The organism is Magnetospirillum sp. ME-1, assembly GCF_002105535.1.
In the GTDB taxonomy this organism is placed as follows: domain Bacteria; phylum Pseudomonadota; class Alphaproteobacteria; order Rhodospirillales; family Magnetospirillaceae; genus Phaeospirillum.
Genome location: NZ_CP015848.1, coordinates 3,541,915 through 3,567,680, shown reverse-complemented (window position 1 = coordinate 3,567,680; position 25,766 = coordinate 3,541,915). Strand labels below are relative to the sequence as shown.

Genomic DNA, 25,766 nt, shown 5'->3' with positions numbered 1-25,766 from the left:
CCCGCCTTACTGCGGCGGCATCCTGACCGCGCCGTCCAGGCGGATGGCGCTGCCGTTGAGCATGGGATTGTCGCAGATGGCCAGCACCATCTTCGCGAATTCCTCGGGCCGTCCCAGGCGGTGGGGGAACAGGGTCGAGGCCACCAGCCCCTCCATCACCTCGTCGGGCATGCCGGCCAGCATGGGGGTCTCCATGTAGCCGGGCGCCACCGCCATCACCCGGATGCCGAGCGGCGCGAATTCACGGGCGGCGGGCAGCGACAGGGCGGCGACGCCGCCCTTGGACGAGGCATAGGCGCACTGGCCCACCTGCCCGTCCCAGGCGGCGATGGAGGCGGTATTGACGATCACCCCCCTCTCGCCGCCGTCGAGCGGGTCGAGGGCGGCCATCTCGGCGGCGGCCAGGCGCATGACGTTGAAGGTGCCGATCAGGTTGACCTGGATGACCCGGGCGAAGGTCTCCAGCGGCATGGGCCCCTTGCGCCCCACCACCTTGCCCGGCGTCACCACGCCGGCGCAGCTGACGGCGATGCGGGCCGGGCCGTGCGCCTCGCGCGCATGGGCCAGGGCGGCCAGGGTCGAAGCCTCGTCGGTGACGTCGCATTGGGCGAAGACGCCGCCGATCTCACGCGCGGTGGCTTCGGCATTGGCGGCGTTGATGTCGAACACCGCGACCTTGGCGCCGGCCTTGGCGAGCGCGCGGGCGGTGGCCTGCCCCAGACCCGAGCCGCCGCCGGTGACGATGGCGGCCAATCCGTTGACGTTCATTCTGTCTTACTCCCCTCGGTCTTTTTCATACCGGGGCTTCCGCCCCGCACCCCGGCTGGAGGTGAACCTCCAAACCTCCCTTTGATTCGAAAAGGGGGTTTGGGGCATCGCCCCAAATGGGTTCGGGCGATAGCCCGACTAAAAGGTCAGATCCCCGCAGGCCGGAACCGCGTCGAAATGGGCCAGGACCTGGGACTCGCTCCCCGCCGGATTCCAGGCGGGCTTGTTGTCGCGGTCGATCAGCAGGGCGCGGATTCCTTCCACGAAATCGTGGGCGGGGGCCAGCGACAGCGCCAGACGGAATTCCATCGTCATGCACTGGTCGAAGCTGAGCGCCTTGCCGCGCCGGATCATCTCGAAGCTGACCGCCACCAGATGGGGCGACTTGGACTTCAGCGTCGCCAGCGTCTCGGCGGCGAAGGGATCGCTTTCCCCTTCCAGCGCGGCGATCACCTCGGCCAGCGTGGCCTTGCCGAAGCAGCGGTCGATCAGCGCGCGCTTGGCATCGATGGCGGCCGGGCCGGGATCGCAGGCGAAACCGTCCAGGGTCGCCTTGACCTCGGCGGCGTCGCGGGCCTCGGAGAGCGCCTCGACCAGGGCGGGCATGCGGGCGGAATCCACGTAATGGGTGGCCACGCCCACGTGCAGGGTGTCGGCGGCCTTCAGCCGTGCCCCCGTCAGGCCGAGATACATGCCGATGGCGCCCGGCAGACGGGGCAGGAAGTACGAGCCGCCCACGTCGGGAAAGAAGCCGATGCCGGTTTCCGGCATGGCGAACAGGGTGCGCTCGGTGGCGACCCGGTACAGCCCATGGACGGAAACCCCCACGCCGCCGCCCATGACGATGCCGTCGATCAGCGCCACATAGGGCTTGGGGCTGGTGTGGATGCGGCGGTTGAGGCGGTATTCGTCGCGGTAGAAGGCGGTGACGTAATCCAGCTCGCCCGCCTTGCAGGCCTCGTACAGCTGCTTGATGTCGCCGCCGGCGCAGAACGCCTTCTCGCCCGCACCCTCGATGGTAATGCAGGTGACGTCAGAGTCAGTGGCCCAGGCATCCAGCTTGGGATGAATGGCGTGCACCTGATCCAGCGTCAGGGCGTTCAGCGCCTTGGGCCGGTCGAGGATGATGCGGCCCAGATGGCCGGTACGGTCGAAATGAATTTCAGCGGTCATCAAATACTCTCCGGCAAATACCCATTGTCATCCCTAGGAAGCAACGCGACCGAGGGATCCCAGTCTGTGACGGCTTCTCCGAATTGGCAGCGGCATGCCAGACGGGGATCCCTCGCATGCGCTCGGGATGACACGCCACCTCACAGATTGGCCTTCCACATCTCGGCATAGGACTCGCGCAGCACGTTCTTTTGCACCTTGCCCATGGCGTTGCGCGGCAGTTCGCTCACCACCACCGCCAGCTTGGGCACCTTGTAATTGGCGAGACGGCCTTTCAGGGCGTCGATCACCCCCTCGCCCGTCAGCGCCGCACCCTTCTCGGCCACCACGACGGCCAGGCCGGCCTCGCCGAAATCGGGGTGGGGCATGCCCACCACGGCGGATTCCACCACGCCCGGCAGCCGGTCGATGAAGTCCTCCACCTCCTTGGGGTAGACGTTGTAGCCGCCCGAGATGATCAGGTCCTTGGCGCGCCCGACGATGGAGACGTAGCCCCGCTCGTCCACCACGCCCACGTCGCCCGACTTGAAAAACCCGTCAGGGGTGAACTCGGCCTTGGTCTTCTCGGGCATGTTCCAGTAACCCTTGAAGATGTTCGGTCCCTTGACTTCGATGATGCCCACCTCGCCCTGGGGAAGCACCTGGCCCTCCTCGCCCGTGATGCGCAGTTCCACGTCGGGCAGGGGAAAGCCCACCGTGCCCGCCCGGCGGTCGCCGTCCAGGGGATTGGAGGTGAACATGCCGCCCTCGGTCATGCCGTAGCGTTCCAGGATGGTAAAGCCGGTCTTGCCCCGGAAGGCGTTGAAGGTCTCCTCCAGCAGCGGGGCCGAGCCCGAGATGAACAGCCGCATGTTGGAGCAGGCCGCCGGAGTCAGGTTGGGGCTGGCGAGGAAGCGGGTGTAGAAGGTGGGCACCCCCATGAACACCGTGGCGCGCTTGAGCAACCCGATGGCCTGTTCGGCGTCGAACTTGGGGCAGAAGATCATGGGGCCGCCGTTCAGCAGCACGCAGTTGATGGCCACGAACAGCCCGTGGGTGTGGAAGATCGGCAGGCAGTGCAGCAGCACGTCGTCGGGCTTGAACCCCCACAGCCTGTGCAGCGTCAGCGCGTTGGAGGCCAGGTTGGTGTGGCTCATCATGGCGCCCTTGGGCCGCCCGGTGGTGCCCGAGGAATAGAGGATGGCGGCCATGTCGTCGCCGCCCCGCGCCACGGTGGCGAAGGTCTCCGCCAGCCCCTTGGCCCGCCCGGGCAAGGTGCCGTCGCCGCCCGTGCCCAGCGTCATGACGCAGGTTTTGATGCCGGCCGTGACCGCCAGCCCCTCCAGCTCGGCCAGACGGTGCGGCTGGCACACCACGGCGGACGGAGCGGCGTCGGACAGGAAGTATTCCAGCTCGCCCGCCTGATAGGCGGTGTTCAGGGGCAGCAGCACGGCACCGGCCCGCACGCAGGCCAGATACAGCACTACCGCCTCGGCTGACTTGTCCACCTGCACCGCTACCCGGTCGCCGGGCTTGACCCCCGCCTCCACCAGAGCGTGGGCGTAGCGGGCGCTTGATGCCTCGAGATCGGCGTAGCTGAGAGTCACCCCGCCGGGAACCTCGATGAAGGTGCGCGACCGGTCGGCGGGAAAGCGCGAGCGGAACAGCTCGAACAGATTGTCGGTCATATGGGCGCACCCCTTTGTCATCAAACCCGGATTACGCCGATACCATACGGTGGCTCTGGGCGCCACATTTTTGTATCCAAGAAACACGTTTCATGGATACAAGCCTAGGTCATGATGGACACGAATTCGGCAAAGATATCGGCCTGAATGGTGACATGCTTGCGCATCACCGCCTGGGCGCGGTCGGGGTCGGCCGCCTGGATGGCCGCCACCACCTCGGCATGTTCGGACAGCGAGCCGTCGACGCGGCCGGGATGGTTCAGCTGGTAGCGGCGATAAGGCGCCAGACGGGCGAACAGCGAGCGCGCCATCTCCTTCAGGACCTCGTTGTGGCTGCCGTCGTAGACCGCGTCGTGGAAGGCGCGGTTGACGGCGTAATAGCCGTCCAGGTCGCGGGCCCGGCACAAGGCGTCCGCCTCGTCCACCATGGCGGAAAGCCTGGACTTCTCGTCGGGCGACATGCGCCGCGCGGCATAGCGGGCGCACAGGCCCTCGATATCGCTCATCACCTCGAACATCTGCACCATGCGGTGCAGGTCCAAGGGCGCCACCACCGCGCCCTGGCGCGGCTTCTTCACCACCAGGCCGGAATAGACCAGCTGCAGGATGGCTTCGCGCACCGGGGTGCGCGACAGGCCGAAGCGCGCCGCCAGGCTTTCCTCGTCCAGGCGGGTGCCGGGGCGCAGCACGCCGGTGAAAATCTCCTTCTCGATCACCTGCCGGATCTCGTCCGCCCGGGTCGCCGGCTTCTTCTGCTCGCTCATCGGGCCTCCAGAACCCTTGTCGTGGCGGGAAGGAGTATACATCTACCCGCATGGCTGTCTAAGGCCAATCCGCATCTCGGACACAAAAACTGCGTATCACGTATACAAGAGATGGACCCGCCGCATCCCTTGTGATAATTCCTACCCATCGGGTCCGTTGAACGGTACCCTCGTCGGCAACAACCGGGACGACAGATCCCGGCCTTGGGAAGCGAAGCGCATGGATTTCGGACTGACCCCGGACCAGGAGGCTTTTCGTCAGGCGGCCCGCGATTTCGCCGAAGGCGAGATGGCGCCCCACGCCGCCCATTGGGACGAGGAAGGCCTGTTCCCCGAGGACACCTTGCGCAAGGCCGCCGAGTTGGGCTTCGCTGGCATCTACGTCCGGGACGACGTGGGCGGCTCGCATCTTTCCCGCCTGGACGCCGCCCTGATCTTCGAGGAACTGGCGAGCGCCTGCCCCTCCACCGCCGCCTATATCTCCATCCACAACATGGCGTCGTGGATGATCGACAGCTTCGGCAACGACGAGCAGCGCCGCAAATGGCTGCCCGATTTGTGCCGCATGGCCAAATTCGCCTCCTATTGCCTGACCGAGCCCAATGCCGGGTCCGACGCCGCAAGCTTGCGCACCAAGGCCGAGCGCGACGGCGACCACTACGTCCTGAACGGCTCCAAGGCCTTCATCTCGGGCGGCGGACGCTCGGACGTCTATGTGGTGATGGTGCGCACCGGCGGCCCCGGCCCCAAGGGCATCTCGTGCCTGGTGGTCGAGGCCGGCACCCCCGGCCTGTCCTTCGGCAAGCAGGAGAAGAAGCTGGGCTGGAAGACCCAGCCCACCGCCAGCGTGATCTTCGAGGATTGCCGCGTTCCGGTGGCCAACCGCATCGGCGAGGAAGGCGACGGCTTCAAGATCGCCATGAAGGGCCTGGACGGCGGCCGCATCAATATCGGCGCCTGTAGCTTGGGCGGCGCGCGCCGCTGCCTGGAACACGCCATCGAGTACACCGGCCAGCGCCAGCAGTTCGGCCAGACCATCAGCGCCTTCCAGGCCACCCAGTTCAAGCTGGCCGACATGGCCACCGAACTGGAGGCGGCGCGCCTGATGATCCACCGCGCCGCCCATTCCCTGGACGCCCGGTCGCCCCAGGCAACGGTGCAATGCGCCATGGCCAAGCGCCTGGCCACCGATGTGGGCTTCGCCGTGGTCGATGCGGCGCTGCAACTGCATGGCGGCTACGGCTACATCAAGGAATATCCCATCGAGCGCTATTTCCGCGATCTGCGCGTCCACCAGATCCTGGAAGGCAGCAACGAGATCATGCGGGTGATCATCGGCCGGGCGCTGACCACCTAACCAGAATTCAGACAGGGAGACGTCATATGGCGAGCATCGGGTTCATCGGTCTGGGCAACATGGGTGCGCCGATGATGCGCAACCTGATCAAGGCCGGGCACAAACTCGCCGCCTTCGATCTGTCCGAAGCGGCCCTGAAGGCTGCGGCCGAAGCGGGCGCCACCGCCTGCGCCAAGGCGACCGACGCCGCCAGGGGCGCCGAGGTGGTGGTCTCCATGCTGCCCGCCGGCGCCCACGTGAAGTCGGTGATGCTGGGCGAGGCCGGGCTGTTCGCCGCCGCGCCCAAGGGCTGCCTGTTCATCGATTCCTCGACCATCGACGTGGCCACCGCGCGGCTGCTGTCCGACGAGGCCGCCAAGGCCGGTCACGCTTTGATCGACGCCCCCGTGTCGGGCGGCGTGGGTGGAGCCGAGGCCGGGACGCTGACCTTCATGGTGGGCGGCGCGGATGCCGCCTTCGCCCGCGCCGAGCCGATCCTGGCCGCCATGGGCAAGACCATCGTCCACGCCGGCGGCCCCGGCAACGGCCAGGCGGCCAAGATCTGCAACAACATGCTGCTGGGCATTTCCATGATCGGCACCTGCGAGGCCTTCGCGCTCGCCGAGAAGCTGGGCCTGGACGCGCAGAAGCTGTTCGACATCTCGTCCAAGTCGTCGGGCCAGAACTGGTCCATGACCTCGTACTGCCCGGTGCCCGGCCCGGTGCCCGCCTCGCCCGCCAACCGCGAGTACAAGGCGGGCTTCGCGGCGGCCATGATGCTGAAGGACCTGAAGCTGGCGGTCGAGGCCGCGCAAGGCTGCGGCGCCTCCATTCCGCTGGGCGCGGAAGCCGCCCAGCTCTACGCCATGATGGCGGGAATGGGCCAGGGCGGCCTGGATTTCTCGGGAATCATTCACATGCTGCGCGGCAAGGCCTGAACACACTTGCACGGCAATTAAAAAAACGTATGCTCGTTTTCACAAATAGGGAGACTCCCATCAAGAGGAGTCATCAGGGTGGTTCGGGGCAGGCGCCGCAAAAGGCTCCGTCCCGGTTCGGGAGCGATAGACGATGTCCGTATCGGATACACCGGTTCTGGAAGTGCGCGACGTGTCGCTGGCCTTCGGCGGCGTGCGCGCCCTGACCGAGGTCAGTTTCCAGGTCAACAAGGGTGAACTGTTCTCCATCATCGGCCCCAACGGCGCCGGCAAGACCTCCATGCTGAACTGCGTGTCGGGCCGCTACAAGCCGACCGCCGGGCGGGTCTACATGGACGGGCGCGACGTGACGGGGCTTTCGCCCAACGTGCGCGCCACGCTGGGGCTGGGCCGCACCTTCCAGAACCTGGCGCTGTTCGGGCACATGAGCGTGCTCGACAACATCATGGTCGGCCGCCACCACCTGCTCGGCAACAACGCGCTGTCGGGCGCGCTGTACTGGGGCACGGGGGCGCGCACCGAGGAGCTGGCCCACCGCCGCAAGGTGGAAGACATCATCGACTTCCTGGAGATCGCCCACATCCGCAAGGCGGTGGCCGGCACCCTGCCCTACGGCTTGCGCAAGCGTGTGGAACTGGCCCGCGCCATGGCGGTGGAGCCCAAGGTCATCCTGCTGGACGAGCCCATGGCCGGCATGAACCTCGAGGAAAAGGAGGACATGGCCCGCTACATCGTCGACCTCAACGAGGAATGGGGCATGACGGTGATCATGATCGAACACGACATGGGCGTGGTCATGGACATCTCCCACCGGGTGATGGTGCTGGAATTCGGCCGCAAGATCGCCGAAGGCCTGCCCGACGAGATCATGAGCAACGAACGGGTCAAGGTGGCCTATCTCGGCATCGACGAAGACGAGGAAGTGGCCTGATGAGCGAATACCTCGACACCACCATTCACGACACCTTCCCCAAGGCCCTGGTGCACAACGCCCAGCGCTGGCCCGGCGAAATCGCCATGCGGGAGAAGGAATTCGGCATCTGGAACGCCTTCACCTGGTCCGACTACCTGAACCGGGTGAGGGATCTGGCTCTCGGCATGCTGTCGCTGGGCGTCGCCCGCGGCGACGTGGTCGCCATCCTGGGCAAGAACCGCCCGGAAAGCCTGTGGGGCGAGGTGGCGGCCCATGCGGTGGGCGCCATGAGTCTTGGCATCTACCACGATTCCATGAACGCCGAGGTGGCCTACCTGCTGTCCTATACCGGCGCGGCCATCGTGCTGGCCGAGGACGAGGAGCAGGTGGACAAGCTGCTGGAAATCTCGGCCGAGGTTCCCACCATCCGCCACATCGTCTATTTCGACCCGCGCGGCATGCGCAAGCACAAGGACCCGCGCCTGATCTCGGCCGAGGATCTGAAGCGCAAGGCCCAGGAAGTGGCCGCCGCCAACCCGTCGCGCTTCGACGAGGAAGTGGCCAAGGGCAAGGGCGACGACGTGGCCATCCTGTGCACCACGTCCGGCACCACCTCGAACCCCAAGCTGGCCATGCTGCAGGCCGGCCCCTTCCTGCGCCATTCCACCGCCTATTTGCGCGCCGATCCCAAGGCGGCGGGGGACAATTACGTCTCGGTGCTGCCGCTGCCGTGGATCATGGAACAGATCTACGCCGTGGCCCAGCCGCTGATCTGCCGCAACATCGTCAACTTCGTCGAGGAACCCGAGACGATGATGGCCGACATGCGGGAAATCGGCCCTAATTTCGTGCTGCTGGCACCGCGCATGTGGGAAGGCATCGCCGCCGACGTGCGCGCCCGCATGATGGATTCCACGCCCTTCAAGCAGTGGATGTTCAATCTGGGCATGAAGCTGGGCATGGCCGCGCTGGACCAGGGCAAGCGCTCCAAGCTGGCCGACTGGATCCTGTTCGACGCGCTCAAAGACCGCATCGGCTTCTCGTTCCTGAAGTCGGCCGCCACCGGCGGCGCGGCGCTGGGGCCCGACACCTTCCGCTTCTTCCTGGCCATGGGCGTGCCGCTCAGGCAGATCTACGGCCAGACCGAACTGGCCGGCGCCTATACCGTCCATCGGGCGGGCGACATCGACTTCGATTCGGTGGGCGTGCCCTTCGACGACGCCCAGCTGCGCATCGATAACCCCGACGCCAACGGGGTGGGCGAGATCGTCGCCACCACCGACGGCATGTTCACCGGCTATTACAAGAACCCGGAAGCCAGTACCGCCGACATCGTCGACGGCAACTGGCTGAAGACCGGCGACGCCGGCTACATCAAGAAGGAAAACGGCCATCTGGTGGTCATCGACCGCATCAAGGACCTGGCCACCACCTCCCATGGCGTGCGCTTCTCGCCGCAATTCATCGAGAACAAGCTGAAGTTCTCGCCCTTCATCGCCGAGGCGGTGATCCTGGGCGACACCAAGCCCTATCTCTCGGCGCTGATCTGCATCCGCTTCTCCATCGTGTCCAAGTGGGCCGAGTCCAAGGGCATCTCGTTCACCAACTACACCAATCTGTCGGCCCAGGCCCAGGTCTACGACCTGTTGCAGGCCGAGGTGGAGAAGGTCAACGCCACCCTGCCCGAGCCCCAGCGCATCCGCAAATTCCTGCTGCTCTACAAGGAGCTGGATGCCGACGACGGCGAGCTGACCCGCACCCGCAAGGTGCGGCGCGGCGTCATCAACGAGAAGTACGGCGACATCATCGATTCCATGTACGCCGATCGCCAGATGGTGCCGGTGGACGCGGTGATCACCTTCCAGGACGGCACCACCACCCGGGTCAAGACCGAACTGAAGGTCGTGACCCTGCTGCCGCCCCCCACCCAACAGCTGGCCGCGGAATAGGAGAACGCATCATGGGTTCCTCGCTGTTTCTCCAACTCCTGGTCAACGGGCTGATCGTCGGCACGCTGTATGGCGTGGTCGCCATGTGCTTCGTGCTGATCTACAAGTCGACCCAGGTGGTGAACTTCGCCCAGGGCGAGTTCCTGCTGATCGGCGCCTGGACCTGCTGGTGGCTGGTCACCAGCATGGCGCTGCCCTTCTACGTCGCCTTCCCCATGACCTTCGTCTTCATGATGATCTTCGGCATCGCGCTGCAGATGATCGTGCTGAGGCCGCTGATCGGCGAGCCGGTCATTTCGGTGATCATGGTGACCATCGGCCTGTCCATCTTCTTCCAGGCGGTGATGAAGTCCATCTTCGGCGTGTGGGCCCAGCCCTTCCCCGAGATCTTCCCGGTCAAGTCGGTGGACATCCTGGGCCTGTCGGTCCAGCCCGCCTATCTGATGAGCCTGGTGGTGTCGGTGGTGATCATGGGCGCCTTCGCCTGGTTCTTCAAATACTCGCGCATGGGTCTGGCCATGCGGGCCACCGCCTTCAACCAGCAGGTGGCGCAAAGCCTCGGCATCTCGGTCAAGGCGGTGTTCGCCACCGCCTGGGCCATCTCGGCCATGGTCTCGGCCCTGGCCGGCGTGGTGGTGGGCATGGTCAACGGCGTGTCCTCGGCCCTGTCGTTCTTCGGCATCAAGGTCTTTCCGGCGGTGATCGTCGGCGGCCTGGATTCCATCATCGGCGCGGTGCTGGGCGGCCTGATCATCGGCGTGCTGGAGAATCTGGCGGAATACACCGACAGCCAGTTCCTGCATGTGGGCAACCTTTACACCGTGGCGCCGTTCTACGTGCTGGTCATCATCCTGATGATCAAGCCCTACGGCCTGTTCGGCACCAAGACCATCGAGAGGGTGTGATGCGCAACAGCCTGTCATCCCGAGCGCAGGCGAGGGATCTCATCCTGGCGCGGCGCGTCAGAACCGGCACCAATGCACCAAGCGGAGATTCCTCGGCGATGCCTCGGAATGACATGAAGGGGAAATGGCAATGATCTCGTCCAGCCTCATTCCCTGCGGCCAGTTCAAGACCACCTACGCGGCCGACACCACCATCTTCCTGACGCCCGCGTCCAGGAACTGGTGCATCGCCGGCATCATCGCCGCGGCGGCCGCGCCGATGGTGTTCAGCAATTACCTGCTGGCCCTGATGATCCAGATCGGCTTCTACGGCATCGCCGCCTTGGGCCTGAACATCCTGGTGGGCTGTACCGGCCAGATTTCCCTGGGCCACGCCGCCTTCTTCGGCTTCGGCGCCTTCGCCTCGGCCTGGCTCAACAACAGCTTCGGCATTCCGGTGCTGCTGGCCATTCCGCTGGCCGGCGTGATGACCACCCTGCTGGGCCTCCTGTTCGGCATTCCCGCCGGCCGCCTCAAGGGCCTGTATCTGGCCATCGCCACCTTCGCCTCCCAGTTCATCCTGGAAGACTTCTTCGCCCGGGCCAACTGGTTCACCGGCGGATCAAGCGGCGCCATGGCCAACCCCATCAGCCTGTTCGGCTACGAGGTGGGCGGCGACAAAGGGTTCTTCTACGTGGTGCTGGCCTTCACGGTGGTGATGTACCTGTTGGGCACCAACCTGCTGCGCACCCGCGACGGCCGCGCCTTCGTGGCGGTGCGCGACCACTACCTGTCGGCCGAGGTGATGGGCATCAACCTCACCAAGTACCGCATCCTGTCGTTCGGCATCTCGTCGTTCTATGCCGGCGTCGGCGGCGCGCTCTACGGCCACTATCTCGGCTACGTCTCGGCCGAGGGCTTCACCATCCTGCTGTCCATCCAGTTCCTCGGCATGATCATCATCGGCGGCATGGGCTCGGTGATGGGGACCCTGATGGGCACCGCCTTCATGGTGCTGCTGCCCGAAGCCACCGAGGCCGCCGTCAGCACGGTCAAGCACTTCGCCGGCGACATTCCGGCGCTGACCAATGCGCTGGCCTACATCAAGGAGGCCACCATCGGCCTGGCCATCGTGCTGTTCCTGATCTTCGAGCCCGATGGTCTGGTTCACCGCTGGCGTCTGATCAAATCTTATTGGAAGCTGTATCCGTTCTCGTACTGACCAAGAAAAACAACAACACAAAAAACCGTTGTCTCGATTTCATGGGAGGAATCACACGATGAAGCATACCCTGTTCGCCGGAACCGCTGTCGCCGCCCTGCTGTCCGCCGGAGCGGCCATGGCCGCCGACGGCATCCTGGTCGGCCATATCGCCGACATCACCGGCGCCACCTCGGCGGTGGGCAAGCCCTACGGCCAGGGCATCGCCGACGCCATGAACTACATCAACGCCAATGGCGGCGTGGCGGGCCAGAAGATCATCTTCGAGACCGTGGACTACGCCTACGAAGTGCCGCGCGCCATGGCGGCCTACAAGAAGCTGACCGGCTCGACCAAGGCCACCGCCATCCAGGGCTGGGGCACCGGCGATACCGAAGCGCTGGTGAGCTCCGTGGCCAAGGACGAGATTCCCTATTTCTCGGCGTCCTATTCCGGCCACCTGACCGATCCCAAGGGCGCCACCTCGGTGAAGGGCGCGCCCTACAACTTCTTCTACGGCCCCAGCTATTCCGACGCCTGCCGCGGCCTGGTCCAGTGGGCGCATGAGGACTGGAAGAAGAAGGGCGGGTCGGGCAAGCCCAAGTTCGTCCACATGGGCGACAACCACCCCTATCCCAACGCCCCCAAGATGGCCTGCGGCGCTTATGCCAAGGAGCTGGGCTTCGATATCGGCAACGAGATCCAGTACTCGCTGAAGCCCGGCGACTTCAAGGCCCAGTGCCTGTCCCTGAAGGAATCGGGCGCCCATTACGCCTATCTGGGCAACACCTCGGGCTCGACCATCTCGCTGTTGAAGTCGTGCGAGACCGTGGGCGTCACCACCCAGTTCCTGGCGAACATCTGGGGCACCGACGAAAGCTCGCTCAAGGCCACCGGCGAGGCCGCCGACAAGCTGGTCTGGGTGGTGGGCGCCGCCACCTGGAACGACGACACCCCCGGCATGAAGCTGGTGAAGGAGATCTCCAAGATTTCCGATCCCACCGGCGCCGAGGCCCGTCCGGTCCACTACATCCGCGCCATCTGCTCGGTCTACTACATGAAGGAAGCCATGGAGGCCGCCGCCAAGGCCGGCGGCATCAACGGCCCCAACATCAAGAAGGCCATGGAAACCCATGCCAAGGACTGGGTGCCGGCCGGCCTGGAAGGCGTCTGCCTGCCGTCCACCTGGACCGGCGACGACCATCGCGGCACCACCACGGTCAAGGTCTACCAGGCCTCGACCAAGGGCGGCACCATCGGCATGAAGCAGGTCTACACCGCCGATATCCCGCGCCGTAAGGAATGGCTGGGCTGGTAAGTCACGCGAAAACGGGAGGCGGCCAAAGCCGCCTCCCGTCACTTATTCAAGGGAATTGGATACGGCCATGGCTGAACCCGCTCTCAAGCTTGCCCCCGAGGAAATCCTCCTCTCGGTGAACAACATCGAGGTGGTCTACGACGACGTCATCCTGGTCCTGAGGGGCGTCAGCCTGGACGTGCCCAAGGGCAAGATCGTCACCCTGCTGGGTCCCAACGGCGCCGGCAAGTCCACGACGCTGAAGGCCATCTCCGGCCTGCTCGGCACCGAGGACGGCGAGGTGACGCGCGGCAACATCACCTTCATGGGCGAGGAGATCGCCAACCGCGCCCCCGAGGAGATCGTCCGGCGCGGCATCTTCCAGGTGATGGAGGGCCGGCGCATCATCGAGGACATGACCGTCATCGAGAACCTGCGCCTGGGCGCCTTCACCCGCAAGGACGGCGGCACGGCGGTCAGGGACGACATCGAGAAGGTCTTCCACTACTTCCCCCGCCTCAAGGAACGCACCGGCCTGGCCGGCTATCTGTCGGGCGGCGAGCAGCAGATGCTGGCCATCGGCCGCGCCATGATGGCCCGGCCCAAGATGATCCTGCTGGACGAACCCTCCATGGGCCTGTCGCCGCTGCTGGTGAAAGAGGTGTTCGGCATCATCGAGACCCTGTGCGCCGAGACCGGCATCACCATGCTGCTGGTGGAGCAGAACGCCCGCATGGCGCTGAAGATCGCCCAGTTCGGCTACATCATGGAATCGGGCAAGATCGTGCTGGACGGGGCCAAGGAGGACCTGGTCAACAACGAGGACGTCAAGGAGTTCTACCTGGGCGGCGACAAGGAGCGCAAATCGTTCAAGAATCTCAAATCATACAAGCGCCGCAAGCGCTGGCTGTAGACTCAGGAAATCGTCATTCCCGCGAAAGCGGGAATCCATGCGTCAACAACTCCATGGCGGAACCATGGACCCCCGCCTTTCGCGGGGGTGACGGAGGAATGATGGGAAGCATGACCGAATTCTACGATTCCCTGGAAACCCGCTCAGATGACGAGCGCGAGGCGGCCCATTTCGAAGCCCTGCCCGCCCAGATCGCCCTGGCCAAGGCCGATTCCCCCGCCTTTGCCCGTCTGCTGGCCGAGGTGGACCCGGGCGCGGTCACCGACCGTGCCGCCCTGGCGCGTCTGCCGGTGACCAGGAAATCCGAACTGATCGACGCCCAGCAGGCCGATCCGCCCTTCGCCTCGCTGATCGCGACGCCCAAGAGTGAACTGCGCCGCGTCTTCGCCTCGCCGGGCCCCATCTACGACCCCGAGGGCTGGGACAACGACTGGTGGCGCATCGCCCGGGCGCTCTATGCCGCCGGCTTTCGCCGCGGCGATCTGATGCACAATTGCTTCTCGTATCACTTCACGCCAGGCGGCGTGATGTTCGAGACCGGGGCGCACGCGCTCGGCTGTCCGGTGTTTCCGGCGGGCGTCGGCAACACCGACCAGCAGGCCAAGGCGGTGGCCGACCTGAAACCCGCCGGCTACGGCGGCACCCCGTCCTTCCTGAAGATCATCCTGGAGCGGGCCGAGGAGATGGGCCTGGATCACTCCTCGCTGACCAAGGCCTGCGTCTCGGGCGAGGCGCTGCTGCCTCCCTTGCGCCAGTCCCTGAAGGACCTGGGCGTCGACGTCACCCAGTGCTACGCCACCGCCGATCTCGGCCTCATCGCCTATGAAACCCGTGCCCGCGAGGGCCTGGTGGTGGACGAGGGCGTGATCGTCGAGATCGTGCGCCCCGGCACCGGCGACCCGGTGCCGGAGGGAGAGGTGGGCGAGGTGGTGGTCACCACCTTCAACCAGGATTACCCCCTGATCCGCTTCGCCACCGGCGATTTGTCGGCCATCCTGACCGGTCAGTCGCCCTGCGGCCGCACCAACATGCGCCTCAAGGGCTGGATGGGCCGCGCCGACCAGACCACCAAGATCAAGGGCATGTTCGTCCATCCCCGCCAGATCGCCGAGGTGGCCAAGCGCCACCCCGAGGTGATCCGCACCCGCTTGGTGGTGGAAAAAGACGGCGAGAACGACCGCCTGACCCTCCATGTCGAGACCAGCGCCACCGGCCTGGACGCGGCGCTGAAGGATTCCTTCCAGTCGCTGTGCAAGCTGAAGACCGAGGTGGTGTTCCATACCCCCGGCAGCCTGCCCAACGACGGCATCGTCATCCAAGACAAGCGAGCCTGAACCATGACCCTCACGCCTGAACTCGATCCCTTCAAGCTGGCCAAGCAGCTTTCGGCCAAGCACCTGATCGGCGGCAAGTTCGTCGCCGCCGGTTGCGGCGAGGTCTTCGAGGTGGACAATCCCGCCACCGGCGAGATCATCGGCACCGCCGCCTTCGGCACCAAGGAGGACGTGGATGCCGCCGTCATCTCCGCCAAGGCCGCCCAGAAGGAATGGGCGAGGCTTCCGGCGCGAAGCCGAGGCAAGCTGGTGGCCGAATGCGGCCGGGTGCTGACCAACCACGTGGAGGAACTGGGCCGCCTGGTGGCGCTCGAGACCGGCAAGGCGCTCCGCACCGAAAGCCGGGTCGAGGCCGGGGTGCTGGCCGACATGTTCACCTTCTTCGGCGGCCTGGGCTCCGAGCTCAAGGGCGAGACCATCCCCTTCAACCCCGACATGCTGACCGTCACGGTCAGGGAGCCGGTGGGCGTGGTGGCCTGCATCATTCCCTGGAACGTGCCGCTGCTGCTGATGGCCATGAAGGCCGCCGCCGCTTTGGTCGCCGGCAACGCCGTCATCGTCAAGTCGGCGGAAGAGGCGCCGCTCACCGTGCTGCGCGTCGCCGAGATCATGAACACCGTGCTGCCCCCTGGCCTGTTCAACATGCTGTCGGGCTTCGGCCCCGAATGCGGCGCGCCGCTGGTCGAACATCCCGACGTCAAGAAGGTGAGCTTCACCGGTTCGGTGGAGACCGGGCGCATCGTCTATCGCGCGGCGGCCGAGAAGCTGATCCCCGTCACCCTGGAACTGGGCGGCAAGAGCCCGATGATCGTCTGCGCCGACGCCGACATGGATCAGGCCGTCGCCGGCGCCCTGGCCGGCATGCGCTTCACCCGCCAGGGCCAGAGCTGCACCGCCAGCTCGCGCCTGTTCGTGCACGAGAGTATCCATGACGAGTTCGTCGCCCGCGTGAAGGCCAAGGTGGACGCCATGGTGATGGGCGACCCCCTGGACGAGAAGACCGATATCGGCACCATCGTCTCGGACGGCCAGCTGGAGCGGGTCCGCAGCTACATCAAGATCGGCGAGGAGACCAAGGGCGCCACCAAGCATGTGTGCTCGTCCATGCCCACGGACCCGAAGCTGAAGAAGGGCCGCTTCGTCCAGCCGGTGATCTTCACCGGCATGAAGAATTCCGACCGCCTGTGCCAGGAAGAAATCTTCGGACCCGTCTGCGCCGTCATCAAGTGGAACGACTACGAAGAGGTCATCGCCCAGGCCAACGATTCCGAATACGGCCTGGCCGCCTCCATCTGGACCCGGGACATCAAGGTCGCCATGGACGCCACAAGGCGCCTGGAAGCCGGCTTCGTCCAGGTCAACCAGAACCTGGTCGTCCAGCCGACGCTGTCCTATGGCGGCGTCAAGACGTCGGGCATCGGCAAGGAAGCCTCGCTGGAATCCATGCTGGAGCACTTCACCCACAAGAAGACCATCATCTTCAACATGAAGTGAGCGCCTCCCATTTCCTGTCATGCCCGGGCCTGACCCGGGCATCCATGGACCCCCGGGGCGAGCCCGGGGGTGACGCCGGACTGTAAAGGACCAAGCCATGACCACCGACCCCATCGTCATCGTCGGCGCCGCCCGCACCCCCATGGGCGGCTTCCAGGGCGACTTCGCCTCGCTGGCCGCCCCGGCCCTCGGCGCCGTCGCCATCAAGGCGGCGGTCGAGCGGGCCGGCATCGCGCCCGATCAGGTGGACGAGGTGTTCATGGGCTGCGTGCTGCCGGCGGGCGTCGGCCAGGCTCCGGCGCGGCAGGCGTCCTTGGGCGCGGGCCTTCCGCGTTCGGCGGGCTGCACCACCATTTCCAAGGTCTGCGGCTCCGGCATGAAGGCCGCCATGCTGGCCCATGACCTGCTGGCGGCCGGCACCGCCAAGGTGATGGTGGCGGGCGGCATGGAAAGCATGTCCAACGCCCCCTACCTGCTGGACAAGGCCCGCGGCGGCTATCGCCTGGGCCACGGCAAGGTGCTGGACCACATGTTCCTGGACGGCCTCGAGGACGCCTATGACCGGGGGCGTCTGATGGGCACCTTCGCCGAGGAATGCGCTCGTTCCTACAAGTTCTCGCGCGAGGCCCAGGACGGCTTCGCGCTGGCCTCGCTGAGCCGAGCCCAGAAGGCCATCGCCGAGGGCTCGTTCGCCGCCGAAATCGCCCCCGTCACCGTGGCGGGCCGCAAGGGCGACGTCCTGATCAGCATCGACGAGCAGCCGGGCAAGGCCATGCCCGACAAGATTCCGACGCTCAAGCCCGCCTTCGCCAAGGACGGCACGGTGACGGCGGCCAATTCGTCGTCCATTTCCGACGGCGCCGCCGCCCTGGTGATGATGCGGGCGTCCGAAGCCGCCAAACGCGGCCTGAAGCCGCTGGCCACCATCTTAGGGCACACCAATTTCGCCCAGGCCCCCAACCTGTTCACCACAGCCCCCGTCGGAGCCATCAAGGCGCTGCTGGACAAGGTGGGAGCCAAGGCCGGCGACGTCGACCTGTGGGAGATCAACGAGGCCTTCGCCGTGGTCACCATGGCGGCCATGCATGACCTCAAGCTCGACCACGAGCGGGTCAACGTCCATGGCGGCGCCTGCGCGTTGGGCCATCCCATCGGCGCCTCGGGGGCGCGCATCATCGTCACCCTGCTGTCGGCGCTGAAACAGTACGGCATGAAGCGCGGCGTGGCGTCCTTGTGCATCGGCGGCGGCGAGGCCACCGCCATGATGGTGGAACTGGCATGATCGCGACGGAAGAACAACAGCTCATCCGCGACATGGCGCGGTCCTTCGCGCGCGAAAAACTGGCCCCCAACGCCGCCCTGTGGGACCGCGAGCACCTGTTCCCCAGGGACGCCATCGCCGAAATGGGCGAGCTGGGCTTCCTCGGCATGGTGGTGCCGCCGGAATGGGACGGGGCGGGCACCGATTACGTCTCCTACGCCATGGCGGTGATGGAGATCGCCGCCAGCTGCGGGCCGCTGTCGACCATCATGAGCGTCCACAACTCGGTGGGCTGCATGCCCATCCTGTCTTACGGCACCGACGCCCAGAAGGAACAGTTCCTGCGTCCCATGGCCAGGGGCGAGAAGCTGGGCTGCTTTTGCCTGACCGAGCCGGAAGCGGGTTCCGACGCGGCCTCGATCCGCACCCGGGCACGCAAGGACGGCGAGCATTACGTCCTGTCGGGTGCCAAGCAGTTCATCAGCACGGCGAAAAACGGCCAGGTGGCCATCGTCTTCGCCGTCACCGACCCGAGTGCGGGCAAGCGCGGCATCTCGGCCTTCGTGGTGCCTACCGACACCCCCGGCTTCACCGTGGTGCGCGTCGAGGACAAGCTGGGCCAGCACCTGTCGGACACCTGCCAACTGGCCTTCGAGGACATGCGCATCCCGGCGTCGTACCGCCTGGGCGAGGAAGGCGAAGGCCTGAAGATCGCGCTGGCCAATCTGGAAGGCGGGCGGCTGGGCATCGCGGCGCAAAGCGTCGGCATGGCGCGCTCGGCGCTGGACCACGCGCTGGCCTATGCGCGTGAGCGCAAGCAGTTCGGCAAGCCCATCTTCGAGCATCAGGCCGTGGCCTTCCGCCTGGCCGACATGGCGACCAAAGTCGAGGTGGCCGAGCAGATGGTGCTGCATGCCGCCACGCTCCGCGATGCCGGCAGGCCGTGCCTGAAAGAGGCCTCCATGGCCAAGCTGTTCGCCTCCGAGATGGCGGAACGGGTGTGTTCCGACGCCATCCAGATACACGGCGGCTATGGCTATCTCGCCGATTTCCCGGTGGAACGCATTTACCGCGACGTCCGGGTCTGTCAGATTTACGAGGGTACCAGCGACATCCAGCGCCTCGTCATCTCCCGCGCGCTGGCGACGGAATAGGTAGGGGAATAGCACGCATGAAAGACATTCTCGTCCACATCGACGACAGCGAACGCTGCACCGCCCGTCTGGACATCGCCGTCGGACTGGCCAAGACCTTCGGCGCGCGGCTCACCGGCCTGTTCGCCCGCACCGAGAGCCACCGCCCCAGCGCCGTCGCCCACAAGGCCAGCGACCAGTTGGTCCAGGCCCGCGACGCCGCCAAGGAGAAGTTCAACCAGGCCTGCGCCACCGCCGGCGTCACGTCGCGCTGGTGGCAGCTGGCCCATGGCGAGCCCGGCCACGTGGTGAGCGAGACCATGTTCTGCGCCCGCTACGCCGATCTGGTGGTGATGGGCCAGTCCGAGCCCAAGAGCAAGCTGGTGCCCGAGGAGATGGTCGAGCACGTGATCCTGCATTGCGGCCGTCCCGTGCTGGTGATCCCCCATACCGGCGTGTTCCCCAGCGTGGGCGAACGCATCGCCCTGGCCTGGAACGCCGGCAAGGAAGCGGTGCGCGCGCTGAACGACGCCAAGCCGCTGATGGCCATCGCCAAGTCGGTGACCGTGCTCAGCTTGCGCGGCCCCTCCGACGACGCCGCCGCCAGCATGGGCGAAGTGCCCCAGGTGGACGTCATCGACCATCTGGCCGCCTGCGGCATCAATGCCAATGCCGAACGGCTGGCCGGCGAGCATATCGGCAAGATGGACATGCTGCTGTCGCGCCTGTGCGACCTGGGCGCCGATCTGGTGGTCATGGGCGCGCACGGCCATTACGGCCTGTCCCTGAAGCGCGGTACCGGCACCCGCTATGTGCTGGCCCACATGACCGTTCCGGTGCTGATGAGCAATTGATGTCCCTAGCCTGTCATTCCGACGACCATCGGGAGGAGGAATCTCCGCCTGGAGCACGGTTTCCGACTTGGCACCCGCGGACCAGGATGAGATCCCTCGCCTTCGCTCGGGATGACAGGACGTGACGCACTTCACGCCCAAGGACCCCGATTACCGCGCCAAGGTGGAGGCCAGTTTCGCCCGGCAGGCGTTTCTGGCCACCATCGGGGCGCGCATGGCGGACCTCGAACCGGGGCGCTGCACCCTGGAAATGCCCACCCGCCCCGATTTGTGTCAGCAGCACGGCTTCGTCCATGCCGGGGCCACCACCACGCTGGCCGACACCGCCGCCGGCTATGCCGCCTTTTCCCTGATGCCGGCGGGATCGGCGGTGCTGACCACCGAGTTCAAGGTCAACCTGCTGAGCCCCGCCAAGGGCGAGAAACTGGTCGCCCGCGCCGAGGTCATCAAGCCCGGCCGCACCCTGATCGTGGTGCGCTCCGACGTGTTCGGAGTGGAAGGCGGCCGGGAAACCCTGGTGGCGACCATGCTGGCCACCATGATCTGCCTGGCGGATTCCCCCGACCCGGCGTAACTTCCGGAGCCTTTCATGCCCCAGCCCGACCATATCGTCCGCATCGACCTGCCCTCGCCGGCGAACTATCCCGACGACATCGCCGGCTATTTCGCCAAGTGCGACGAAAAGCTGGGCATGCGGCCCAACGTGCTGCAGGCCTATACGGCGCGGCCCGAGAAGTTCCGCACCTTCACCCGCTTCTACAACCAGCTGATGCTGGCCGAGGATTCTGGTCTTTCCAAGCTGGAGCGCGAGATGATCGCCGTGGTCGTCTCCTCGGCCAACCGCTGCTATTACTGCCTGGTGGCCCACGGCCAGGCCATCCGCCAGCTGTCCGGCGATGCCCAGCTGGGCGAGATGATGGTGATGAACTACCGCGTGGCCGAATTGTCGCCCCGCCAGCGCGCCATGCTGGACTACGCCTGGAAGCTGACCAAGACCCCCCACGATATCGCCGAGTCCGACCGGGCCAGCCTGCGCGATGCCGGCTTCTCCGACGCCGACATCTTCGACATCACCGACACCGCCGCCTTCTTCAATTACACCAACCGCATGGCGCACGGGCTGGACATGATGCCCAATCCCGAATACCACAAGATGGACCGCTGAGTTTCATCGCTTAGTTTCATCGGGGGCACCATGAAGATGCGGATGATCGTCGCCGTCCTGGCCTTGGCGGCCTGGACGCAAGACGCCGTGGCCGAGCAGGTCCGGCTGACCTTCCTGCACGTCAACGACATCTACGAATACCGCCCCGTGGAGGGCAAGGGCGGGCTGGCCGAGCTGATGACCGTGCTGGAGCGTGAGAAGCCCCGCCATCCCAACCCGGTCTTCACCTTCGGCGGCGATCTCTTAAGCCCCTCGCTGGCGTCCAACGTCACCAAGGGCGCCCATATGGTGGAGTTCTTCAACGCCCTGGCCCCGGTGGCCGCCGTGCCCGGCAACCACGAATTCGATTTCGGCACCGCCAATTTCGTCACCCGGATCAAGGCCTCCACCTTCCCCTGGGTGGGCTCCAACATCGACGGCGTGGAGGGCGTGAAGCCCTTGCTGCTGGCCGAGATCGGCGGGGTCAAGGTGGGGTTCGTCGGCGTCCTGACCCGGGCCACCGCCCGCATGTCCACCGCCGAGGGCGCCCGTTTCGCCGACGAGCGCGCCACCGCCGAAACCGTGGTCGGCCAGCTTCGCGCCCAGGGCGCCGAGGTCGTGGTGGCGCTGACCCATCTGGACCTGGACGACGACCGCAAGCTGGCCGGCGCGGTCAAGGGTGTCGACCTGGTGCTGGGCGGCCACGACCACGACCCCATCAGCATCCTGGAGAACGGCCCGCTGGTGCTCAAAGCCGGCCATGACGCCCATTGGGTGGCCATGGCCGAGCTGCTGGTGGACCGCCCCGATCCGGGCAAGACCGGCCCCACCACGATCAGCACTCTGGGCTGGCGCTTCCTTCCGGTTCAGGGCGAAGCCCCCGCCCCCGCCTTGGCCGGACTGGTCGCCAGGACCGACGCTTTGCTGGGCGAGGCGCTGGACGTGAATCTGGCGACGCTGGCCACCCCCATGGACAGCCGCACCACCACGGTGCGGGGCGAGGAGGCGGCGCTGGGCAATCTGGTGGCCGACGCGCTGTCCGCCCATTTCGGCGCCGACATGGCGCTGATCAACGGCGGGGGCCTGCGCGGCAACCGCCAGTACCAGCCGGGCCAGGCGCTGACCCGGCGCGACCTCTTGTCCGAGATGCCGTTCGGCAACACCGTGATGCTGGTGGAGATCAGCGGCGCCCAATTGCTGGGCGTGCTGGAATTCACCCTGTCGGCGGTGGAGGCCAAGGCCGGGCGCTTCCCCCAGGTGTCGGGACTGTCCATCACCTACGACCCCGCCCGCCCGCCGGGCAAACGCATCGTCAAGGCCATGGCCAGGGGCAAGCCCCTGGACCCCAAACGCCGCTACCGTCTCGCCACCACCGATTACCTGGCGGGCGGCGGCGACGGCTATGGCGCCCTGAAGGAGGGCAAGGTCCTGGTCAACGCCGAGGCCGCGCCCTTGCTGGTCAACGTGGTCGCCGACCATGTGGCCGCCAAGGGCACCGTGGCGCCCAAGGTGGAGGGGCGGGTCAAGGCGGTGCGGTAGGGTGCTTGTCCCCGATCCGTTCTCCCTGTAGTCTCCGGCCATGTCCGCCCCGTCCCGCATAGTGCTGCCCCATGTCCCGGTGCTGGTCGCCGGAATTCGGGGTGCGGTGGCGTTGGAGCCCGACGGCGAGTTCAGGCGGCTGTCGCGCAGTGAGGCGGCGCGCTATGCCAGGAACGAGAGCCCGCTGATCTGCCATGGCCCGGCGGTGGCGGCGCGTCTTGGGATCGAGGATTTCCTGCGCCTCGACATTCTGGAGCTTTTCGCCTTCGTGCGGCCCGCCCGCTTCTGCCTGCCCACGCCGCGCGGGCTGGCCGATGCCATGGGACTGCCCCATCCCGCCGACCTGGAGGACGAGGCCGAGGCGCTGATGACCGGCACCCGCCGCCTGCTGGAGGAACTGGCGGCGCGGACCAACGCCGACACCGCCGCCAAGGCCGTCGATACGCGCGGCCTGGCCTGGATGATGGCCCGGGGCGGCTGGGGCTGGGGCAACGCGGTGCTGGCCGCCCTGGGCGTCCAGGGCGATTCGGGCCGCGGCGGCGGGGCGCTGCGCGTCTGGGACCGCCTGCCCGAATGGACCGAATACGCGCCCGAGCCGCCACCCGGCAACATTCCGGTGGACCCGGCCGAGACCCGCACCCGCCTGGCCCGGATGCTGGGCGAAGGGGCCGAGCAGCGCCCGACCCAGGCCGATTACGCCTCGGCGGTCAGCCGCGCCTTCCTGCCGCGCGAGGCGGAAGGCCATCCCCATCTGGTGCTGGCCGAAGCCGGCACCGGCACCGGCAAGACGCTGGGCTACATCGCGCCCGCCGGGCTGTGGGCCGAGAAGAACGGCGCGCCGGTGTGGATCTCCACCCACACCCGCAACCTGCAGCGCCAGCTGGACGGCGAACTGGACCGCCTGTTCCCCAATCCGCACGACAAGGCGCGCAAGGTGGTGATCAGGAAGGGCCGCGAGAACTACGCCTGCCTGCTGAACTACGAGGAGATGGTCACCCGCAACCGCAGCCAGGATGCCGCCGCCCTGGGCCTGATGGCCCGCTGGCTGCTGGCCACCCGTGACGGCGACATGGTGGGCGGCGACTTCCCCGGCTGGCTGACCGAGGTGCTGGGCCGCGCCCGCACCCTTGGCATCGCCGACCGGCGGGGCGAGTGCATCTTTTCGGCCTGCGTCCATTACCGCAAATGCTTCATCGAGCGCGCCGTGCGCCGGGCGCGCCGGGCCGACATCGTGGTGGCCAACCACGCTTTGGTGATGATCCAGGCGGCGCTCGGCGGCCTGGACGACGGCACCCAGCCGACCCGGCTGGTGTTCGACGAGGGCCATCACGTTTTTGATGCCGCCGATTCCGCCTTTTCCGCCCACCTCACCGGTCTGGAGGCCGCCGAGGTGCGGCGCTGGATCCTGGGCCCCGAGGGCGAGATGGCGTCCCGGTCCCGCGCCCGCGGGCTGCACCGCCGGGCCGAGGATCTGGTGGGCGGGTCCGAGGACGCCATCGCCTCCCTCGACGCCGCCCTGGCCGCCGCCCGCGCCCTGCCCGGCCCCGGCTGGATGGCGCGCATCACCGAAGGCGAGCCCCAGGGACCGGCCGAGGCCTTCCTGGCCCTTCTTCGCCGCCAAGTCTATGCCCGCGCCGCCCATCCCGATTCCCCCTACAGCCTGGAGACCGAGACCACCGCCCCCATCGAGGGCCTTCCGCAAGCCGCCGCCGCCCTGGCCGCCGCCCTGGGGCGCATCGCCTTGCCGCTGCAGGTGCTGGCCAAGGCGCTGGCCGCTTTGCTGGACGACGAAGCGGCGGAACTGGACTCCGCCACGCGGTCGCGCATCGAAGGTATCTGCCGCTCCATCGAGCGACGGGTGCTGATGCCGCTGGCCGGGTGGAAGGGCATGCTGGACGGCATCGTCCAGGGCGGCTCCATGGATCGGCAGTACATCGATTGGTTCTCTGTGGAACGGATCGACGGCCGCGACTACGACACCGGCATGCACCGCCACTGGATCGATCCCACCCAGCCCTTCGCCAAGGTGGTGGTGGAGCCCGCCCACGGCGTCGTCGTCACCTCGGCGACGCTCAAAGACGGGTCGGGCGACGTGGAGACCGACTGGCGGGCGGCCGAGCGGCGCACCGGCGCCATCCACCTGCCGTCGGCCCCGGTGCGCGCCGAGGTGGCCTCGCCCTTCGACTATCCCGCCCGCACCAAGGTGCTGATCGTCACCGACGTGCGCAAGGACGACATGGACCAGGTGGCGGCGGCCTATCGCGAGCTGTTCTTTGCCGCAAACGGCGGAGCGCTGGGCCTGTTTACCGCCATCTCGCGCCTGAAGGCCGTCCACAAGCGCATCAGCGCGCCCCTGGAGGATGCCGGCCTGCCGCTCCTGGCCCAGCATCTGGACAACATGGACACCTCGACCCTGGTGGACATCTTCCGCGCCGAGGAACGCTCCTGCCTGCTGGGGACCGACGCGGTGAGGGACGGCGTCGACGTACCCGGCCGCTCGCTGCACCTGATCGTCTTCGACCGGGTGCCGTGGCCGCGCCCCGACATCCTGCACAAGGCGCGGCGCGCCGAGTTCGGCGGCAGGGCCTATGACGACATGATCACCCGCCTGCGCCTGAAGCAGGCCTTCGGCCGGCTGGTGCGCCGCGCCGACGACCGGGGCGTCTTCGTCCTTTTGGACCCCATGATGCCGTCCCGCCTGTTCGGAGCCTTTCCGCCGGGCGTCGAGCCGCTGAAGGTCGGGCTGGCGGAAGCGGTCCGGCAATGCAGGCACCTGCTGGAGCCATCGGATGCATAAAATTTTACGGAATTTTCCGACGTCTTTTGCTTAATTCGTAAGTATTATTTTGCACCACTAATGAATATGCCTTTATCTAAATAATCACCTTAGGTATAATTTTTCCATGAGCCGAGCCACAGAAGTGGCGATTCGGATTATTTGAGAGACAGAGGCGTCCATGACGCTGCGAACCCCAGACTGCACATTCCGATTGGTCTCGGACACCGGGCAGCGCTTGATCGATGCGGACGATCCGCAGGCCTTGATCCAGTTCACCCGTGAAATTCTGGCCTGCCCGCGCCTCAAGACGTGCGAGTTCGGCGATTACTGCACCATCCTGAGCGCCTCGCTGCTGGCCGAGCATGGCCGCCACCCTCATGAGATGGTTCCCGGCTGACTTTCGCCCTATCACCGTTGACAAGCAT

22 protein-coding genes are annotated in these 25,766 nt (G+C 66.5%); 18 read left to right on the top strand and 4 right to left on the bottom strand.

The window, feature by feature from the left end:
- Nucleotides 1-6: 6 nt before the first annotated feature.
- From WV31_RS16725 to WV31_RS16710, 4 genes are all read right to left on the bottom strand, one after another.
- Complete coding sequence (locus tag WV31_RS16725) at nt 7-768, bottom strand: SDR family NAD(P)-dependent oxidoreductase (protein WP_085374637.1); 762 nt, start codon at nt 766-768, stop codon at nt 7-9.
- 138 nt (nt 769-906) lie between these two features.
- Nucleotides 907-1,941, bottom strand: coding sequence for an enoyl-CoA hydratase/isomerase family protein (locus WV31_RS16720; RefSeq protein ID WP_085374636.1), 1,035 nt, complete (start codon nt 1,939-1,941; stop codon nt 907-909).
- A 140-nt stretch (nt 1,942-2,081) separates the two neighbouring features.
- The gene (locus WV31_RS16715; protein WP_085374635.1) at nt 2,082-3,608 is read right to left on the bottom strand and encodes a malonate--CoA ligase; all 1,527 of its coding nucleotides are present in this window, start codon (nt 3,606-3,608) and stop codon (nt 2,082-2,084) included.
- 104 nt (nt 3,609-3,712) lie between these two features.
- Nucleotides 3,713-4,372, bottom strand: coding sequence for a GntR family transcriptional regulator (locus WV31_RS16710; RefSeq protein WP_085374634.1), 660 nt, complete (start codon nt 4,370-4,372; stop codon nt 3,713-3,715).
- Nucleotides 4,373-4,592: 220 nt separating this feature from the next.
- Between WV31_RS16710 and WV31_RS16705 the strand changes: the two genes are divergently transcribed.
- The 18 genes from WV31_RS16705 to WV31_RS16620 all read left to right on the top strand — a co-directional run bounded on the left by WV31_RS16705 (nt 4,593) and on the right by WV31_RS16620 (nt 25,738).
- The gene (locus WV31_RS16705) at nt 4,593-5,729 is read left to right on the top strand and encodes an isobutyryl-CoA dehydrogenase (RefSeq protein WP_085374633.1); all 1,137 of its coding nucleotides are present in this window, start codon (nt 4,593-4,595) and stop codon (nt 5,727-5,729) included.
- 26 nt (nt 5,730-5,755) lie between these two features.
- Nucleotides 5,756-6,646 carry a 3-hydroxyisobutyrate dehydrogenase gene (mmsB, locus tag WV31_RS16700; RefSeq protein WP_085374632.1) on the top strand — a complete coding sequence of 297 codons (891 nt, stop codon included), beginning with the start codon at nt 5,756-5,758 and terminating at the stop codon, nt 6,644-6,646.
- A gap of 133 nt (nt 6,647-6,779) precedes the next feature.
- On the top strand, nt 6,780-7,577 hold the full coding sequence (locus WV31_RS16695) for an ABC transporter ATP-binding protein (protein ID WP_085374631.1): 798 nt from the start codon (nt 6,780-6,782) through the stop codon (nt 7,575-7,577).
- Nucleotides 7,577-9,508, top strand: a complete 1,932-nt coding sequence (locus WV31_RS16690; RefSeq protein ID WP_085374630.1) for a long-chain fatty acid--CoA ligase — start codon at nt 7,577-7,579, stop codon at nt 9,506-9,508. Before WV31_RS16695 ends, WV31_RS16690 begins: the two co-directional genes overlap by 1 nt.
- Before the next feature lie 11 nt (nt 9,509-9,519).
- Complete coding sequence (locus tag WV31_RS16685) at nt 9,520-10,413, top strand: branched-chain amino acid ABC transporter permease (RefSeq protein WP_085374629.1); 894 nt, start codon at nt 9,520-9,522, stop codon at nt 10,411-10,413.
- A 130-nt stretch (nt 10,414-10,543) separates the two neighbouring features.
- Nucleotides 10,544-11,614 carry a branched-chain amino acid ABC transporter permease gene (locus WV31_RS16680; RefSeq protein ID WP_085374628.1) on the top strand — a complete coding sequence of 357 codons (1,071 nt, stop codon included), beginning with the start codon at nt 10,544-10,546 and terminating at the stop codon, nt 11,612-11,614.
- 58 nt (nt 11,615-11,672) lie between these two features.
- The gene (locus WV31_RS16675) at nt 11,673-12,911 is read left to right on the top strand and encodes an ABC transporter substrate-binding protein (protein WP_085374627.1); all 1,239 of its coding nucleotides are present in this window, start codon (nt 11,673-11,675) and stop codon (nt 12,909-12,911) included.
- 67 nt (nt 12,912-12,978) lie between these two features.
- Nucleotides 12,979-13,803, top strand: a complete 825-nt coding sequence (locus tag WV31_RS16670) for an ABC transporter ATP-binding protein (protein WP_085374626.1) — start codon at nt 12,979-12,981, stop codon at nt 13,801-13,803.
- A gap of 110 nt (nt 13,804-13,913) precedes the next feature.
- A complete protein-coding gene (locus WV31_RS16665) occupies nt 13,914-15,137 on the top strand; it encodes a phenylacetate--CoA ligase family protein (protein ID WP_085375621.1) in 1,224 nt (407 codons plus the stop codon).
- Nucleotides 15,138-15,140: 3 nt separating this feature from the next.
- Complete coding sequence (locus WV31_RS16660; RefSeq protein WP_085374625.1) at nt 15,141-16,631, top strand: aldehyde dehydrogenase family protein; 1,491 nt, start codon at nt 15,141-15,143, stop codon at nt 16,629-16,631.
- Between the two features lie 97 nt (nt 16,632-16,728).
- Nucleotides 16,729-17,913 (top strand): acetyl-CoA C-acetyltransferase, encoded by a 1,185-nt coding sequence (locus WV31_RS16655; protein WP_085374624.1) that lies wholly within the window; start codon nt 16,729-16,731, stop codon nt 17,911-17,913.
- Nucleotides 17,910-19,046, top strand: coding sequence for an acyl-CoA dehydrogenase (locus WV31_RS16650; RefSeq protein ID WP_085374623.1), 1,137 nt, complete (start codon nt 17,910-17,912; stop codon nt 19,044-19,046). The genes WV31_RS16655 and WV31_RS16650 overlap by 4 nt, the downstream gene beginning before the upstream one ends.
- Before the next feature lie 17 nt (nt 19,047-19,063).
- Complete coding sequence (locus tag WV31_RS16645; protein WP_085374622.1) at nt 19,064-19,879, top strand: universal stress protein; 816 nt, start codon at nt 19,064-19,066, stop codon at nt 19,877-19,879.
- Nucleotides 19,880-20,000: 121 nt separating this feature from the next.
- A complete protein-coding gene (locus WV31_RS16640; RefSeq protein WP_085374621.1) occupies nt 20,001-20,453 on the top strand; it encodes a PaaI family thioesterase in 453 nt (150 codons plus the stop codon).
- Nucleotides 20,454-20,468: 15 nt separating this feature from the next.
- A complete protein-coding gene (locus tag WV31_RS16635; protein ID WP_085374620.1) occupies nt 20,469-21,044 on the top strand; it encodes a peroxidase-related enzyme in 576 nt (191 codons plus the stop codon).
- Nucleotides 21,045-21,086: 42 nt separating this feature from the next.
- Nucleotides 21,087-22,562: a bifunctional metallophosphatase/5'-nucleotidase gene (locus WV31_RS16630; protein ID WP_085374619.1), complete on the top strand. Its 1,476-nt coding sequence runs from the start codon at nt 21,087-21,089 to the stop codon at nt 22,560-22,562.
- A gap of 40 nt (nt 22,563-22,602) precedes the next feature.
- Nucleotides 22,603-25,359, top strand: a complete 2,757-nt coding sequence (locus tag WV31_RS16625) for an ATP-dependent DNA helicase (RefSeq protein WP_085374618.1) — start codon at nt 22,603-22,605, stop codon at nt 25,357-25,359.
- A 160-nt stretch (nt 25,360-25,519) separates the two neighbouring features.
- A complete protein-coding gene (locus tag WV31_RS16620) occupies nt 25,520-25,738 on the top strand; it encodes a hypothetical protein (RefSeq protein WP_145980890.1) in 219 nt (72 codons plus the stop codon).
- Nucleotides 25,739-25,766: the final 28 nt, after the last annotated feature.